We start from the raw sequence: 13810 nt of genomic DNA, 5'->3' as shown, positions 1-13810 counted from the left end.
AGAAATTTACACCGTCGTTCAGCCTGATTTGTGTGTGGTATGCGATAAAGAAAAATTAGATGAAAGAGGGTGCCTTGGGGCTCCCGACCTTATCATTGAAATCCTTTCCAAAGGAAATTCTAAAAAAGAAATGAAAATCAAATACGAACTCTACGAGGAAGCTGGCGTAAAGGAATACTGGATTGTCGTGCCTTACGAAGAGTTTATTCACCAATACGTACTCAATGATAAAGGCAAATACGAACTCAAAGGTATTTTTGTTGATGGCTCTATCCCCTGCCATATCTTTCCCGATTTGCAAATTGAACTGGAAAAAATCTTTGAAGAATAGCTTTCGTAATTTTGCCCCTAAAAAATCTATTTCTTTCTATCTCTCAAAAAATTACGAAAAATATTTGCTTAAAAAGAAAAAATCTCATACCTTTGCGTTCCGTTTTTGGAAACGGACAAGTTTTTGTTTTTTTACATAAAACCAAAGTCAAAATGGATTCTTTAAGTTACAAGACTATTTCGGCTAACAAAGGTACGGTGCAAAAAGAATGGGTCATCGTGGATGCTGACTCTGCCGTCCTTGGTCGTTTGGCGAGCCAAATAGCAAGCATCCTCCGAGGCAAACACAAAACCAGTTACACGCCTCACGTAGATTGTGGAGATAACGTGATAGTTATCAACTGCGACAAAATCCGCCTAACAGGCAAGAAATGGACGGATAAAGAATATATCCGCCATACAGGCTATCCTGGTGGGCAGAGAGTACGCACTCCTCGTGAAGTGAAAGAGAAATTTTCGGGGGCTCGCTTGGTAGAAATGGCAGTAAAAGGTATGCTACCCCGCAATCGCTTGGGTAGAAAATTGTTCAACAACTTGTATGCTTACGCTGGTAGCGAGCATCCTCATCAAGCCCAACAACCTAAACCTATCACTTTACAATTTTAATTTGGTATGGAAGTTATCAACACAATCGGAAGAAGAAAAACAGCCGTAGCTCGTATTTATATGAAAAGCGGAAACGGCAATATTACCGTAAATGACAAAGATTACAAAGATTATTTTCTGACAGAAGTTTTGCAAACCATCATTCATCAGCCGCTTGCACTCGTAGGCGAACTCGGTAAGTTTGATATCAAAGCCAATTTAGATGGTGGTGGCGTTTCAGGACAAGCAGAAGCTTTGCGTTTGGCGATTGCTCGGGCACTGGTAGAGTACAATCCCGAATATCGTACTGCCTTGAAAAAAGAAGGCTATCTAACTCGCGACCCTCGTATGGTAGAGCGTAAAAAATACGGAAGAAGAAAAGCTCGTCGCCGCTTCCAGTTCAGCAAGCGTTAATCTTTGTAATGGTTCTTTACTTAAAATTTTTGAAAAATGGCTCAACAAGTTGAATATAAAGACCTTTTGAACGCAGGGGTGCATTTCGGACACCTTACGCGTAAATGGGACCCTCGTATGGCTCCATATATCTTTATGGAGAAAAATGGTATCCATATCATTGACCTCAACAAAACCATTGCTTGCTTGCAAGATGCAGGCGAAGCCTTGAAAAAAATTGTACGTGCAGGCAAAAGAGTGTTATTTGTAGCTACTAAAAAGCAAGCTCAAGAAATTGTATCTAACGAAGCCAAACGCCTGAAAATGCCTTACGTTACTGAACGCTGGCTGGGTGGTATGCTTACTAATAACACTACTATCAAGAAATCCCTCAAAAAACTCTCCTCTATCGAAAAACTTATCAAGAGCGAAGATTTTGAAAACCTTGCCAAACGTGAGCGTTTGCTTTTGATGAGAAAGAGAGATAAACTTGAAAAAGTATTGGGTGGTATTTCTGATTTGAGAGGCTTACCTGCTGCTATGTTTGTTGTAGATATTAAAAGAGAACATATCGCTGTAAAAGAAGCTAATCGTTTGGGTATCCCTGTTTTTGCTATCGTTGATACCAACTCTAACCCTAACGAAGTGGATTTCCCTATTCCTGGTAATGATGATGCCTATAAATCCATTGAAATCATCACCAAATACATAGGTGCCGCCATTGAGGAAGGACTATTAGAGCGTAAAACTGATAAAGAAGAGCAAAGACTTAAAGAGGAAGAAGAGAAAAAACGTGAAATGGACGAAAACGAAGGCAATGACGAATAAAACAAGAAGCGGTGAGCATTTTCACCGCTTTTTATTTTTTCAATTTCCCAATGCTTTGAATGTTTATGGCATTTACATAAATTTGAAGCAATTGTTTAGATATAGGAAACAAGAGACAGGAAACAGGATTATTGAAATAGATGTCAGACAGAAACGATGAGAGATAAAGCACTTAAATGAATTTTTTGAACGTAAATAATTACAATTTGAAAATAAGAAAAAATTTTGATGTCAAACCTTGAAGTTTTGCTATGAAATTGAGTATTGCAAAAATTCGCCGAGAGTACAAAATGGCATCTTTGGATATAAAAGATGTAAAACAAAATCCCATTGAGCAGTTTGAAACTTGGTTCGCCGAAGCTCTAAAAGCCGAAATTTTAGAACCCAACGCAATGTTTTTGGCAACCGCAACCGCCGCAGGCGAGCCTTCGGGCAGAATAGTGCTACTCAAAGGTATTGAAGAGGGTGGTTTTGTTTTTTATACCAATTACAAAAGCAGAAAAGGCTCTGAAATCGCTCAAAATCAGGCAGTCGCACTTACTTTTTTTTGGGCGGAATTAGAAAGACAGGTACGTATTGAGGGCAAAGCCTCTTTTTTAAATCCTGAAAAAAGCGACGAGTATTTTCTTTCTCGTCCTCGTGAAAGCCAAATTGGGGCTTGGGCTTCGCCACAAAGCCAAGTCATAGAAAACCGAAATGTTTTAGAAAATCTTTTTGCCAAATATCAAAAAGAATTTAAAAATCAAGAAATTAAGCGTCCTTCTCATTGGGGGGGCTATCTGGTAAAGCCACATTATATAGAGTTTTGGCAAGGCAGAGAAAACCGCTTGCACGATAGAATTTGCTATACTTTACAGCCAAACGAAAATTGGATAATACAAAGATTAGCTCCCTAAATTTGCCCAAATGGTATTCATTTCAAATGGGTTATTGGGGTTTCGCTCAATGACCCATTCATTTGATTTTTCTATATTCGGTAGCTTGTTTTAGTGAGCAGTTTATCTTGTATCTGCCTGCAAATATTTCTGCTTAAAACGCCTAATAGCTTCATCTGTACCTAAAATAATTAGCACTTTATCTTCTGATAGCTGGGTATCGCTACGAGGGTTTAGAATAAAGCCTTTTTCTTTATCTTTGAAAGCGATAATATTTACTTCGCAGTCGTGGTCGCTTTGCAGGTCTTTGATAGATAGATTTTTACTTTCTGCTTTCATTTCTGTAAGACGTACTTCATCTAATTTCAGTTTCATTTCGTCAAGTCCGCTGATTAAATCAATAAATTCTACAATATAAGGCTTTACAACCAACTGAGCCATATGAATACCCCCCAGAGCTTCGGGCATAATGACTTTATTGGCTCCTGCTCTGTACATTTTTTTCTCAGAACTGGGTTCTGATGAACGGCAAATAATAAATATATTTGGATTAAGCTCACGAGCCGTAAGCGTAATGAAAATGTTGTTGGCGTCATTCGGCAAGGCTATAATAAGGGCTTTTGCCTCTTTGATATTAGCTTCCAGCAAAGTTTCTTCGTGAATAGCATCACCCAAAATAACCTGCTTATATTTATCTACACGAAAGTTTTGTAGATGAGATTCTACTTTCTCAATAAGCACATAAGGAATTCTGAGGCGGTCAAGTTCTTGGCACACATTGAAGCCATTTCGCCCATAACCACAAACAATAATATGATTTTTCATTTTTTTGATAATTTTTCGGATTTGATAACGCTTGAAAATTCTTTGTAGCTCCCCCTCAAACAAATAAGAGGTAAGCGTAGAAATCACAAAAGCAAATATGGCAAGATTGGTGAGAATATAAAAAATATTAAATGCCCTACCTGCATCAGAAAGGGGCTTTACCTCCTGATAACCAATGGTTGAAGTGGTTATCACACACATATACAGTGCATCAAAAAAATGATAATCTTCTATGAACATAAACCCCGCTACCCCTGTCGCAAAGCTCAAAAAAAGAAATGTAATGGCAATCAGTAAGCGTTTCAGTTTGCCTTGTATTTCCATAAATCAAAAATTTATTCAAAAACAAGTTTCACGAAATTATGTAATTTTTTTGGCTATTTGCAAGAAAAATTTAATTTTACGGCGAAGCACCCAAAATGTATGCTTTTTGATTTAATCAACAACACCAAACTCAGACGAAAGCTATTTATTGCTTTTTTCACTTTTACCCTCATTATCATTTTTGTTGCGGGTATGAGTTTTTGGTTTTATGCAAAAAGAGATACCATTCACGAAATTACCAACGAAATAGAAGAAATCACTACAGATATTCTCAAACTTGTCAAAAATGAAAATAACTTCATTGAGCAAGAAAGTGTGCAAGATAAGTTTTATCGTACAGGCGTAAGTGAAAACCAAAAAAGAAATCGTACCCTTCTGCAAGACCTCCAAAAACGCATCGCCAAATTGCTCAAAAACAAAGAAATTCAAGAGTTTGGTGTAGATAGTCGCCTTGAAGAGCTACAAAAAGACCTGAAAGAATACGAAAATGCATTCAAAAACTTTGTAACCAAAACCTTTCAGAAAGGCAATAAAAACTACGGACTTGAAAACGACCTCCAAAAAATCACAACTCAATTGGAAGATAAAAATCAAATCTCGCCCATTGTTCTCTACACACTGAAAGGCTTTGAAAAAGATTACTTGATGCGAAAAGATTCTGCCAGTTTTATTGATTTTCAGAATGCCATTCGTGAAGCTATCCTTACCACTCCTCACACAGAAAGCAAAGATATTTTAGAGAAGTATCAGCAAAAATTTATGCAAATTGTAGCTCTGGATAAGGAATTGAGCTTGTTCAAAAACTCTAACTCGGGTATTTATCAACAAATGCGAGAAAGTAGCGATAGAGCCATTGCTCGTATTGAAAACATCAGTCGTATTGTAGAAGAGAAGGTAAAAAATATGCGGGGGCAGTTCCAAAATATTTTTGTTATTACCTTGCTGATTGTTGTAGTAGTAAGTCTGACTTTCAGCTATTTCCTTTCTTTCTTTATCACTATTCCTATTACAGAACTTTCCCGAGCCATACACAAGGCAATAGAAATGAATTTTTCCGAAGACCTCAAACCTGCTCGCAAATACACCAACGATGAAATCGGACAGCTCACTGATGATTTCAATTTGATGATCAATCGAATTCAAACACAATTTCACGAAATCAAAGAAAATGCACGCTTACTCTACGAAAGCAACGAATTTTTGAAAGAAGTCAATAAGCAATTGGAAGATTCTGAAAAACGTCTTGAAAAACTTGCCTCTATCAAAGAAACCCTTTTCAATACCATTACTCAAGACCTCAAAAGCCCTCTAAATTCGCTAAAAGGCTTTTTGAGTTTGATGCAACATCACCCCGATACCTTCAGCCCCCAAGAGCTATCTGCAGTTGCCCAAGATATGTATGTTTCTTTTGATAAAATTTCTGTAATGATAACCTCGCTGGTGCAGTGGTCGCAACTGCAAACTGATGAATTAGAACTCAATCCTAATCATTTTAATATAAGCACAATGATAGAGCAAGTAATCGCTCAACTTTCGCCTATGGCAGAAGGGAAACAAATCAAAATCATCAATCACGTCAAAACAGAATCTTGGGTAGATGCCGATAAAGATATGATCAATTTCACCTTGCGAAATTTGCTTTCCAATGCTATCAAATTCACCCACGAAGGCGGCAAAGTAGAAGTTTTTATCCAAAACAGAGGCAAAGATAAATATATGGTGAGCATCAGCGATACAGGTGTGGGGATTAGTCAGGAACTTTTAGAAAAAATTTTCCTTCCCGAAATTCACGTTTCTATGCTGGGTACGAAGAAAGAAAAAGGTTCAGGTTTTGGCTTGATGATGTGCAAAGATTTTATACAAAAAAATGGCGGAAAATTGTACATTGATAGCGAACTTGGCAAAGGAACTACGGTATATTTTACTATCCGAAAGGTTGTAAAGGAAAAAGCCAACGAGATAGCTTGACTATTTTTGAACGCAAGTCTATTTGCAAGTTCAAGAGTTTAAAGTTCAAAAGTTCAAGGGTTCAAAGGTTCGGGGTTCAAAAGTTCAAACTTTCAAACTCCAAACCTCAAACTTTTCAAACCGATTTTCATAGATTTTGGGCAAGTTCAATTCCAAAATCAAATCTTATATATCTTGAAATCATCTTAATCTTGGTGTAAATTTATGTTCTCATTTTTTGGAAAAAAAGATTTACCGCTTGTCCGTTTAAATGATGTAATCTGGATAAGCCAAGAAGCCAAATGGGCGGCTTTGCTTGAAAATCTACAAAAATCGGCAGAAAGTAAACCAACTTGGCTTATTTATTTCTTTGAGCGTACCTTCAATACTTTGCAAACCCTACTTACCAACCTTCAAAAACCTTATGAATGGGTGCAAAGTGCTGAAAACTTGAAAGATACTTCAAAGATTTTGATTTTTTCGGCAAATGAATTTCGCCATTTGAGTAGCTATCTGAAAAAGGATTTTGCCAATAAAGAGCTATCTGTTTTTTTTGCAGAGCATTACCCTCTGGTGGAAGAAGAAGCTGAAATTTTGAAAAAAATTGGAGATATTAGCTTCAAGGCAAAGGCATACGTTTATACAAGTTTTGACGAACCTATTCTGAAAAAATTTTCAGGAGATAAAATTCTAGAAATGCTCAAAAAAATGGGGGCAAAAGAAACGGAAAGTCTTTCTCACTCACTCATTACAAAGGCTATCAAAGAGGCACAGAAAAAAATTGGCGAAGGTATCAAACACGAGCAAAGGGCTGTTTCAATGGAAGATTGGTTTGCTAAAAATTTCAAATAATTTTTCAGCAAAACACTTGCCAAAGTGATAAAATTTTTAATTTTGAAAACCATTAAACCCTTAACCCAATGAAAGAAGTATATGTAATTTCGGCTGTTAGAACGCCTATTGGAAGTTTTGGAGGCGTACTTTCTCCTTTTTCTGCAACGCAATTAGGAGGTTTTGCTATCAAAGGTGCTATTGAAAAAGCAGGCATAGACCCCAAAGAAGTGCAAGAGGTCTATATGGGTAATGTAGTTTCTGCCAATTTAGGACAAGCTCCTGCCACACAAGCGGCGGTACTGGGCGGGCTAGGCTACGATATTCCCTCTACAACTATCAATAAAGTATGTGCATCAGGAACAAAAGCCATAATGCTGGCGGCTCAGAGCATTATGCTGGGCTTGGCTGATGTTATTGTAGCAGGTGGTATGGAAAGTATGACTAATATTCCTTTCTATGTACCCAAAGCACGCTTCGGCTATCGTTATGGAAATGGTGAATTTCTAGACGGCTTGGTACGCGATGGTCTGGAAGATGTATATGATAAAAAAGCTATGGGAGTTTTTGCTGATGCAACTGCCAAAAAATATGATATTTCTCGCCAACAGCAAGATGAGTTTGCTATTCGCTCTTACGAACTTGCCGCCGAACACACCAAAAATGGTGCTTTCAAAAACGAAATTATCCCCGTAGCCGTTCCTCAGAAAAAAGGCGACCCTATTTTGCTTGCCGAAGATGAGGAGTATAAAAACGTAATGTTTGATAAAATTCCTACACTCAAGCCCGCCTTTACTCCTGATGGCACCGTAACTGCCGCCAATGCTTCCAAAATCAATGATGGTGCCGCCGCACTCGTGCTAATGAGCAAAGAAAAAGCAGAAAAATTAGGTCTAAAACCTATTGCTAAAATCGTAGCTTTTGCCGATGCTCAGCAAGAACCCGCTTGGTTCACTACTGCCCCTACCAAAGCCGCTCCTATCGCCGCCAAAAATGCAGGCATTTCTTTGAACGAAATTGATTTGTTTGAAGTAAATGAGGCTTTTGCTGTGGTTACGCTGGCTTTTGATAAGGTTTTGGATATTCCTTTGGAAAAAACCAACGTAATGGGTGGAGCCGTAGCTCTCGGGCACCCCCTCGGAGCATCAGGAGCCAGAATTGTAACTACACTTATCAATGCTCTACATCAAAAAGATAAAAAACGTGGAATGGTTGCTATCTGTAATGGTGGTGGAGGTGCTTCTGCCCTCATTGTAGAAAAAGTGTAAGTTTGGTGTTGAATAAATTGAACCATAAAAAAAGCCCTCGCTTCAAACGAGGGCTTTTAATTTGTTTTTATTGCAAAACTAATTTCTTGGTAATTTTTCCTTGTTCTTTTGTTTCTATCTGTACCCAATACATACCTTTGGGCAAATGAGCAACCCCAATAGGCTCTCCTGTATAATTTGCTTGCAATACTTTTTGCCCTAACTGATTAAATAAGGTTACATTTTGCACTTTATCACTGCTGTTTAGTTCTATCTGAATGTTGGTACTTGCAGGGTTAGGATAAATTTTGGTGATTTTATCCAACTGCTCATCAAGACTTGTAATAAAGCTCACCGTCAGAATAGTAACCGTATTAGAAGCCATTGGCAATAAAGTACCTTTTGTAGCTCTTACCCTGTATATGTAGTTTTTGGCGTCTTCTATTGTGTTATCCGAATAGCTTGTAGTATTAGCAGGCAAAGTAGCTATGGTTGTAAAAGAGTTGCCTATTTCGTTTATTCTACGCTGAACTTCAAAATTTGTTTCATCAGAGTTGTCTTGCCAAGTCAAATCTACTTGATTGATTACATAATTATTTGAACCATTATTGAGCATATTGGCAATTTGCAAATTGGTAGGATTTGCAAGTCCAATATTCACAGTAGAATTGAATATATCGGTACTTGAACCATTAGAAACCGTAAGACGAACCTGATAAACTTCGGATTTTGCGAAAGTTACAGGTGGAGGTGTTTTGCCACTGAAAGTAGCAGGGCTTGCTCCGCCGTTGCCAGTTACATCAAAGTTCCAAGTCCAAGTAGTAATGGCAGGCGAACCGCAAGAATATACCGAAGAGGCATCGGTAAAGGTAACTATTTCATTGTTTTTACCCTCTATTTTATCTTGATTGAATTTCGCAAAAACCACAGGTGGAGGCGTAGCCGTAGCCACTGCAAAAGCAGTTCCCCCTGTTACAATCATTGAAAAGGCTTGATTGCCTCCTTGCAAAGTACCTTTGTGGCAAACCTGTATGTAGTAGGTAGCACCCGCCACAGGATTATCAATGATGATTTTTTCAACATTATCTCTAAAATTATCGCCTCGTGTAGCAGGAGCTGAAGGGTTGGCGGGGTCTAATACCCAAGGAAAATGATAATCGGTATTATTTCTCCAAACTCTCAAATCCAAATCATTCACCAGCATTAGGTTAGGAGGATTTACCACACTGGCAGGAGCAGGCGTTCCTTTGGGGTCTGTCCAAGCGATAGTGATTTCCAAAGGAGTAGAACCTCCTGTGGCAGTAATTTGAAAAGTTTGCGAAGTAGCATTGTTTAGAGTTCTTTCCTCAATAAAAGCAGTTGTTCCTTTGTTTGAAATAACTTGTGCGGCTTTATTGGCATTTACCAAACCCCAACCAAAGCTGTAATCGGGACCGGGTGCGGCACCAGCCTCATTCGCCGTATGAATGGTAAGAGCTTTAAGCGTAGCAGAACGCATAAATTGCCCTGAATTTAGGTTGCTGTAATGTTGTTGTAACAAAATAAGCGTACCTGCCACATTAGGCGTAGCCATTGAAGTACCATTGTATGTTGAATAGGCGTTATCAGTATCAGCTACTGATGAATAAATACCCACACCTGCTCCTACTACATCAGGCTTAATGCGTCCATCATCAGTGGGTCCCCAATTACTGAAACTTGACATTACCACAGAAGAGGGTCCTGTATAGTTAGTTTGTATATTTACTGCTCCCACGGTAAGAGCGTTTTTTGCAAGGCTTCTTCCTGTAATTAGGTCATAGCCGCCAGCACTTGGATTAGGGTTGTTGTTGCGGTCATTACCTGAGGCAAAACAAGGCAAATAATAAGGAGCATTGGTGCAGAGTTCGTCCCAACTGGCAGAGTTTGAATCATAATAGCCAAATTGCCATTGCTGTAAAAATGCTGTATTATAGCCGTAAGAATGATTAGAAACCAAAAGCCCATTGCCTGCTTGGGTAGTTGCCTCGCTCAAATCAGTATTCCAATCATTTGCCCACAAAGTTGCTTGATGAGCCATACCTTTGGCATTGCTTTGCACGCCGCTTGCCATAAGCGTACCCGCTACGTGTGTGGCGTGGCTGGTATTTCCATTTACAGCAAAAGAAGCACCATCTTGCTGAATTACTCTTGTACCAAATTCTTGGTGGGTATTTCTTACGGCACCGCCGTCCCACTCACCGATAATCATTCCTTGCCCATTGAGGTTCAAGCCCAAAGAGCCACCTGTCCATAAATCAGAGGCTTTGGTAGTAGCGGCGGCATTTAGGTTGCTGGTAGTTACAAAATAGATAGGAACATCTTTTTCAAAATATTGCAATTCTGCAATTCTGCCGTCGGCAAGTTTTTGGAAGATAGGCAAACCCCTTTTTTGAGCTAAAGCATAAGCCTCTTTTTTAGCTTGTATTTCTTGCTTTCGGAAGGTTTGTGAAAGTTCTTGCAGTTTAGTGGTATTACTGCGTTCTTGTATCCACTTTACCTGCTTTTCATTCTGAGCGAAGCAAGTAAGTGAAATACCCAACAAACAGAGGGTAAAAGTTTTTTTGAGCATAAACCTTTTGCGTTTTGGTAAATTTTCGGGAAAAAAAATTTTGAGATAGCAAATTTACACAAAATTTTTGATTTCTTAAAAAGAACTCCAAAAAACTTACCTTTGAAGAATTGGAAACAAGAAGCAGGAAACAGGATTAAGAACATTGGGTATTTAGACTGAGTAAAACTTTTACCTCAAACGCTTGTTCTATTGAAATATTTGAAGCATTGCTTGCCAAATGAGGTTTTTATAGTTTTTTTGTGCTTCAATTTCTTGTAAAGAATGGGCAAAAAGTACCCTAATACCTTTCCATTTCTGCCACACATATTTTTCTATTGGCAAACCTATATTTTGAGCAGTATTTTCGCCAAAAACTAATAAATACTTTACTTGGGTTCTTTCAAAATCCCACTGAATATGCTTTTTTTCAGGTAAGATAAGTATGTCTTTTTCTAAATCTTTGATAAAAGGCTCATTTTTTTGCTTTGCGGCTATGGCATTGAGCATACTATCCAAAACCTTTTGATTTTGAGAATTAAGCGTATTTGCATCAGTTTGCGAAGCAAAGAAAAAAAGTATTTCGGCTTGGCTATTAGTAAGCAATGCCGAAATAGAAGTATCATAATCTGGTACTACAAATATGGGTGCATCAAGAAAGAGTGAGATTTCTTGTAAGTTCATTGCCTTTCTAATTCCCTACTTCCGAAATAAACTTAATTCTCATCAGGCGGATTTCTTCTTCTGTAAAATCATCATCAGCAAGGTCGCGAATAGCGGCTTGAATATCATCAATTTCACTATTCATAAAATATTCGTAAAGTTCTTCCTGACGTTCCTTCTCTATTACCTGATTGATGTAGTAGTCTAAATTTAGCTTTGTGCCCGAATCGCAGATATGCTCAATCTCGTTCAAGAGCTCCTCAAAAGTTAGGTCTTTGGCTTCTGCAATTTCCTCCAAATCTACTTTTCTATCAATTTGCTGAATAATAAAGATTTTGGTTTTAGACTTATTGACGGTGGATTTGACTACAACATCAGAAGCCGTTTCTATTTCATTTTCTTCAACATATTTTACAATCGCCTCTAAAAAAGGTTTGCCAAATTTTTGTACTTTTCCCATACCTACGCCATTTACTTTGGCAAGCTCTTCTTCGGTAGTGGGATAAGTAGTAGCCATTTCTTCCAAAGAAGGGTCTTGGAAAATGACATAGGGCGGTAAGTTTTTCTCTTTGGCAATGCGTTTGCGAAGATTTTTGAGCAAATCAAAAAGCACTTCATCATAGGCTTTTCCTGAAGTTTGTGGAACGGTTTCCTGCTCGGTTTCTTCGTTTTCTTCGGGATTGCTGAAATCATAATCTTTGGTGAGCGTAATGGCGTGAGAGTTTTTAAGGAATTTTTCACCTTTGGGAGTAAGTTTCAGCACACCATAGTTATCAATATCTTTCTTGATGTAATCAAAAATAAGAATATGACGAAGCAAAGAAAGCCAATCAGTATCAGGGAAATCTTGTCCTTTGCCAAATACTTCTAATTTGTTGTGTCCGTAGCTTTTCACATACTCGTTGGGTACACCCATTAAGACATCGGCAATATGTTTTGCCCCAAAACGCTCCCCTGTGAGTTTGATAGCTTTCAGAGCCAGAAGCACTTGCTCTTCGGCTTCATATTTTTTATGAGGATGTGAGCAGTTATCGCACTGACCGCAATTGTTTGACTTAAACTCTTCGCCAAAGTAGTGCAATAGCTGTTTTACTCTACATACCGAACACTCCGCATATTCAGCAATTTCTTGCAAGAGGTGGCGGGCATTATCTCTTTCGGTTACGCTTTTGTCTTTGTTAAATTTTTCCAGCTTGTAAATATCCTCTTTATCAAATAGCATAAGGCAATGCCCCTGCAAACCGTCTCTGCCCGCTCTGCCTGTTTCCTGATAATAACCTTCTAAAGATTTAGGAGCATCATAATGCACTACAAACCGCACATCGGGCTTATCAATACCCATTCCGAAGGCAATAGTAGCCACAATTACATCAACATCTTCATTGAGAAAAGCATCTTGGTTTTTCATTCTGACATCAGCCTCTAAACCTGCGTGATAAGGCAAAGCCTTCACATCATTGACTGTCAGCAGTTCGGCAATTTCTTCTACGGTTTTTCGGCTCAAACAATAAATAATTCCCGACTCGCCTTTGTGCTGTTTTACAAAACGAATAAGTTGTTTTTTGGGGTCTCTTTTGGGTTTTACTTCGTAAAAAAGATTAGGTCGGTGGAAAGAGGAAATAAAGACTTTGGCATCTTCCATTTGCAAGTTTTTCTGAATATCTTGCTGTACTTTGGGCGTTGCCGTAGCGGTAAGAGCAATAATGGGTAAATTTTTATTCAAATTATCTACGATACCACGAATTTTGCGGTATTCGGGGCGGAAATCGTGTCCCCATTCAGAAATACAATGAGCCTCGTCTATGGCTACAAAAGAAAGTTTAGCTTTTTTCAGAAACTCCAAATTATCTTCTTTGGTAAGCGATTCGGGGGCAACATAGAGCATTTTTACTTTGCCACTCAATACATCTTTCTTGACTTTGGTCATTTCCGATTTGCTCAGCGTAGAGTTCAGAAATCGGGCATCTATTCCAAAGGCAGTAAGTTGGTCAGTTTGGTTTTTCATTAAGGCTATCAGGGGGGAAATAATAATCGCCGTTCCCTCCATAATTACGGCAGGCAACTGATAGCAAAGCGACTTACCTGCCCCTGTGGGCATAATCACAAAAGTATGATTGCCCGCCATCAGGTTCTTGATAATAGGCTCTTGTGTGCCTCTGAATTGGCTGTAGCCAAAAACCTCCTTTAATTTCTCCTTCAAATTCATTTCTTGTGCGTTTTGCATTGCCTTCATTAGTATTTCAAAGTTTGGCAGGTTTGAGTTTTGAGGTTCGTGGATTTGCAAGCAAACCTTACCACTTCAATAACCGAATTTAGCAAAAAATATTGTTTTCACAAAATTTCCCAACAAAAATCAAATCAAGTTCTTGAAATTTTTTGAGTATTTTTTGCAA

Annotated in this window: 12 protein-coding genes; 8 read left to right on the top strand and 4 right to left on the bottom strand. The window is 38.4% G+C overall.

What is annotated here, in order from left to right; translation table 11 throughout:
* From ACWITO_RS03325 to pdxH, 5 genes are all read left to right on the top strand, one after another.
* On the top strand, positions 1-331 hold a 331-nt coding region (locus tag ACWITO_RS03325), incomplete at its 5' end, for a Uma2 family endonuclease (RefSeq protein WP_448528589.1).
* Positions 332-483: 152 nt separating this feature from the next.
* Positions 484-936 carry a 50S ribosomal protein L13 gene (gene rplM / locus ACWITO_RS03320; protein WP_101358413.1) on the top strand — a complete coding sequence of 151 codons (453 nt, stop codon included), beginning with the start codon at positions 484-486 and terminating at the stop codon, positions 934-936.
* 6 nt (positions 937-942) lie between these two features.
* Positions 943-1329 (top strand): 30S ribosomal protein S9, encoded by a 387-nt coding sequence (rpsI, locus tag ACWITO_RS03315; protein WP_448528588.1) that lies wholly within the window; start codon positions 943-945, stop codon positions 1327-1329.
* A gap of 36 nt (positions 1330-1365) precedes the next feature.
* On the top strand, positions 1366-2136 hold the full coding sequence (gene rpsB, locus ACWITO_RS03310; RefSeq protein ID WP_448528587.1) for a 30S ribosomal protein S2: 771 nt from the start codon (positions 1366-1368) through the stop codon (positions 2134-2136).
* Positions 2137-2387: 251 nt separating this feature from the next.
* Complete coding sequence (gene pdxH, locus ACWITO_RS03305; RefSeq protein ID WP_448528586.1) at positions 2388-3032, top strand: pyridoxamine 5'-phosphate oxidase; 645 nt, start codon at positions 2388-2390, stop codon at positions 3030-3032.
* 102 nt (positions 3033-3134) lie between these two features.
* Here pdxH and ACWITO_RS03300 read toward each other — a convergent pair whose 3' ends face one another.
* A complete protein-coding gene (locus ACWITO_RS03300; RefSeq protein ID WP_448528585.1) occupies positions 3135-4160 on the bottom strand; it encodes a potassium channel family protein in 1026 nt (341 codons plus the stop codon).
* A gap of 99 nt (positions 4161-4259) precedes the next feature.
* Between ACWITO_RS03300 and ACWITO_RS03295 the strand changes: the two genes are divergently transcribed.
* The 3 genes from ACWITO_RS03295 (at position 4260) to ACWITO_RS03285 (ending at position 8206) form a co-directional block, all read left to right on the top strand.
* Positions 4260-6128, top strand: coding sequence for an ATP-binding protein (locus ACWITO_RS03295; protein WP_448528584.1), 1869 nt, complete (start codon positions 4260-4262; stop codon positions 6126-6128).
* A 204-nt stretch (positions 6129-6332) separates the two neighbouring features.
* Positions 6333-6959 (top strand): hypothetical protein, encoded by a 627-nt coding sequence (locus ACWITO_RS03290; RefSeq protein WP_448528583.1) that lies wholly within the window; start codon positions 6333-6335, stop codon positions 6957-6959.
* 68 nt (positions 6960-7027) lie between these two features.
* Complete coding sequence (locus ACWITO_RS03285; protein WP_448528582.1) at positions 7028-8206, top strand: acetyl-CoA C-acyltransferase; 1179 nt, start codon at positions 7028-7030, stop codon at positions 8204-8206.
* A 67-nt stretch (positions 8207-8273) separates the two neighbouring features.
* Here ACWITO_RS03285 and ACWITO_RS03280 read toward each other — a convergent pair whose 3' ends face one another.
* From ACWITO_RS03280 to recQ, 3 genes are all read right to left on the bottom strand, one after another.
* Entirely contained in the window at positions 8274-10775 is a 2502-nt protein-coding gene (locus ACWITO_RS03280; RefSeq protein ID WP_448528581.1) for a S8 family serine peptidase, read from the bottom strand.
* Positions 10776-10964: 189 nt separating this feature from the next.
* Positions 10965-11438: a hypothetical protein gene (locus ACWITO_RS03275; RefSeq protein ID WP_448528580.1), complete on the bottom strand. Its 474-nt coding sequence runs from the start codon at positions 11436-11438 to the stop codon at positions 10965-10967.
* A gap of 7 nt (positions 11439-11445) precedes the next feature.
* Positions 11446-13650 carry a DNA helicase RecQ gene (gene recQ / locus ACWITO_RS03270; RefSeq protein ID WP_448528579.1) on the bottom strand — a complete coding sequence of 735 codons (2205 nt, stop codon included), beginning with the start codon at positions 13648-13650 and terminating at the stop codon, positions 11446-11448.
* Positions 13651-13810 lie beyond the last annotated feature (160 nt).

It is taken from the genome of Raineya sp. (genome assembly GCF_053497555.1).
The sequence above is the reverse complement of the archived record's forward strand: the minus strand, read 5'-3'. Positions and strand labels throughout refer to the sequence as shown.

Excerpts from the sequence above, each read along its gene's own strand:
- rpsI (WP_448528588.1), top strand. The coding sequence starts at position 943 with ATGGAAGTTATCAACACAATCGGAAGAAGAAAAACAGCCGTAGCTCGT.
- ACWITO_RS03280 (WP_448528581.1), bottom strand. The coding sequence starts at position 10,775 with ATGCTCAAAAAAACTTTTACCCTCTGTTTGTTGGGTATTTCACTTACT.
- rplM (WP_101358413.1), top strand. The coding sequence starts at position 484 with ATGGATTCTTTAAGTTACAAGACTATTTCGGCTAACAAAGGTACGGTG.
- ACWITO_RS03295 (WP_448528584.1), top strand. The coding sequence starts at position 4,260 with ATGCTTTTTGATTTAATCAACAACACCAAACTCAGACGAAAGCTATTT.
- rpsB (WP_448528587.1), top strand. The coding sequence starts at position 1,366 with ATGGCTCAACAAGTTGAATATAAAGACCTTTTGAACGCAGGGGTGCAT.
- ACWITO_RS03300 (WP_448528585.1), bottom strand. The coding sequence starts at position 4,160 with ATGGAAATACAAGGCAAACTGAAACGCTTACTGATTGCCATTACATTT.
- ACWITO_RS03285 (WP_448528582.1), top strand. The coding sequence starts at position 7,028 with ATGAAAGAAGTATATGTAATTTCGGCTGTTAGAACGCCTATTGGAAGT.
- ACWITO_RS03275 (WP_448528580.1), bottom strand. The coding sequence starts at position 11,438 with ATGAACTTACAAGAAATCTCACTCTTTCTTGATGCACCCATATTTGTA.
- recQ (WP_448528579.1), bottom strand. The coding sequence starts at position 13,650 with ATGAAGGCAATGCAAAACGCACAAGAAATGAATTTGAAGGAGAAATTA.
- ACWITO_RS03290 (WP_448528583.1), top strand. The coding sequence starts at position 6,333 with ATGTTCTCATTTTTTGGAAAAAAAGATTTACCGCTTGTCCGTTTAAAT.
- pdxH (WP_448528586.1), top strand. The coding sequence starts at position 2,388 with ATGAAATTGAGTATTGCAAAAATTCGCCGAGAGTACAAAATGGCATCT.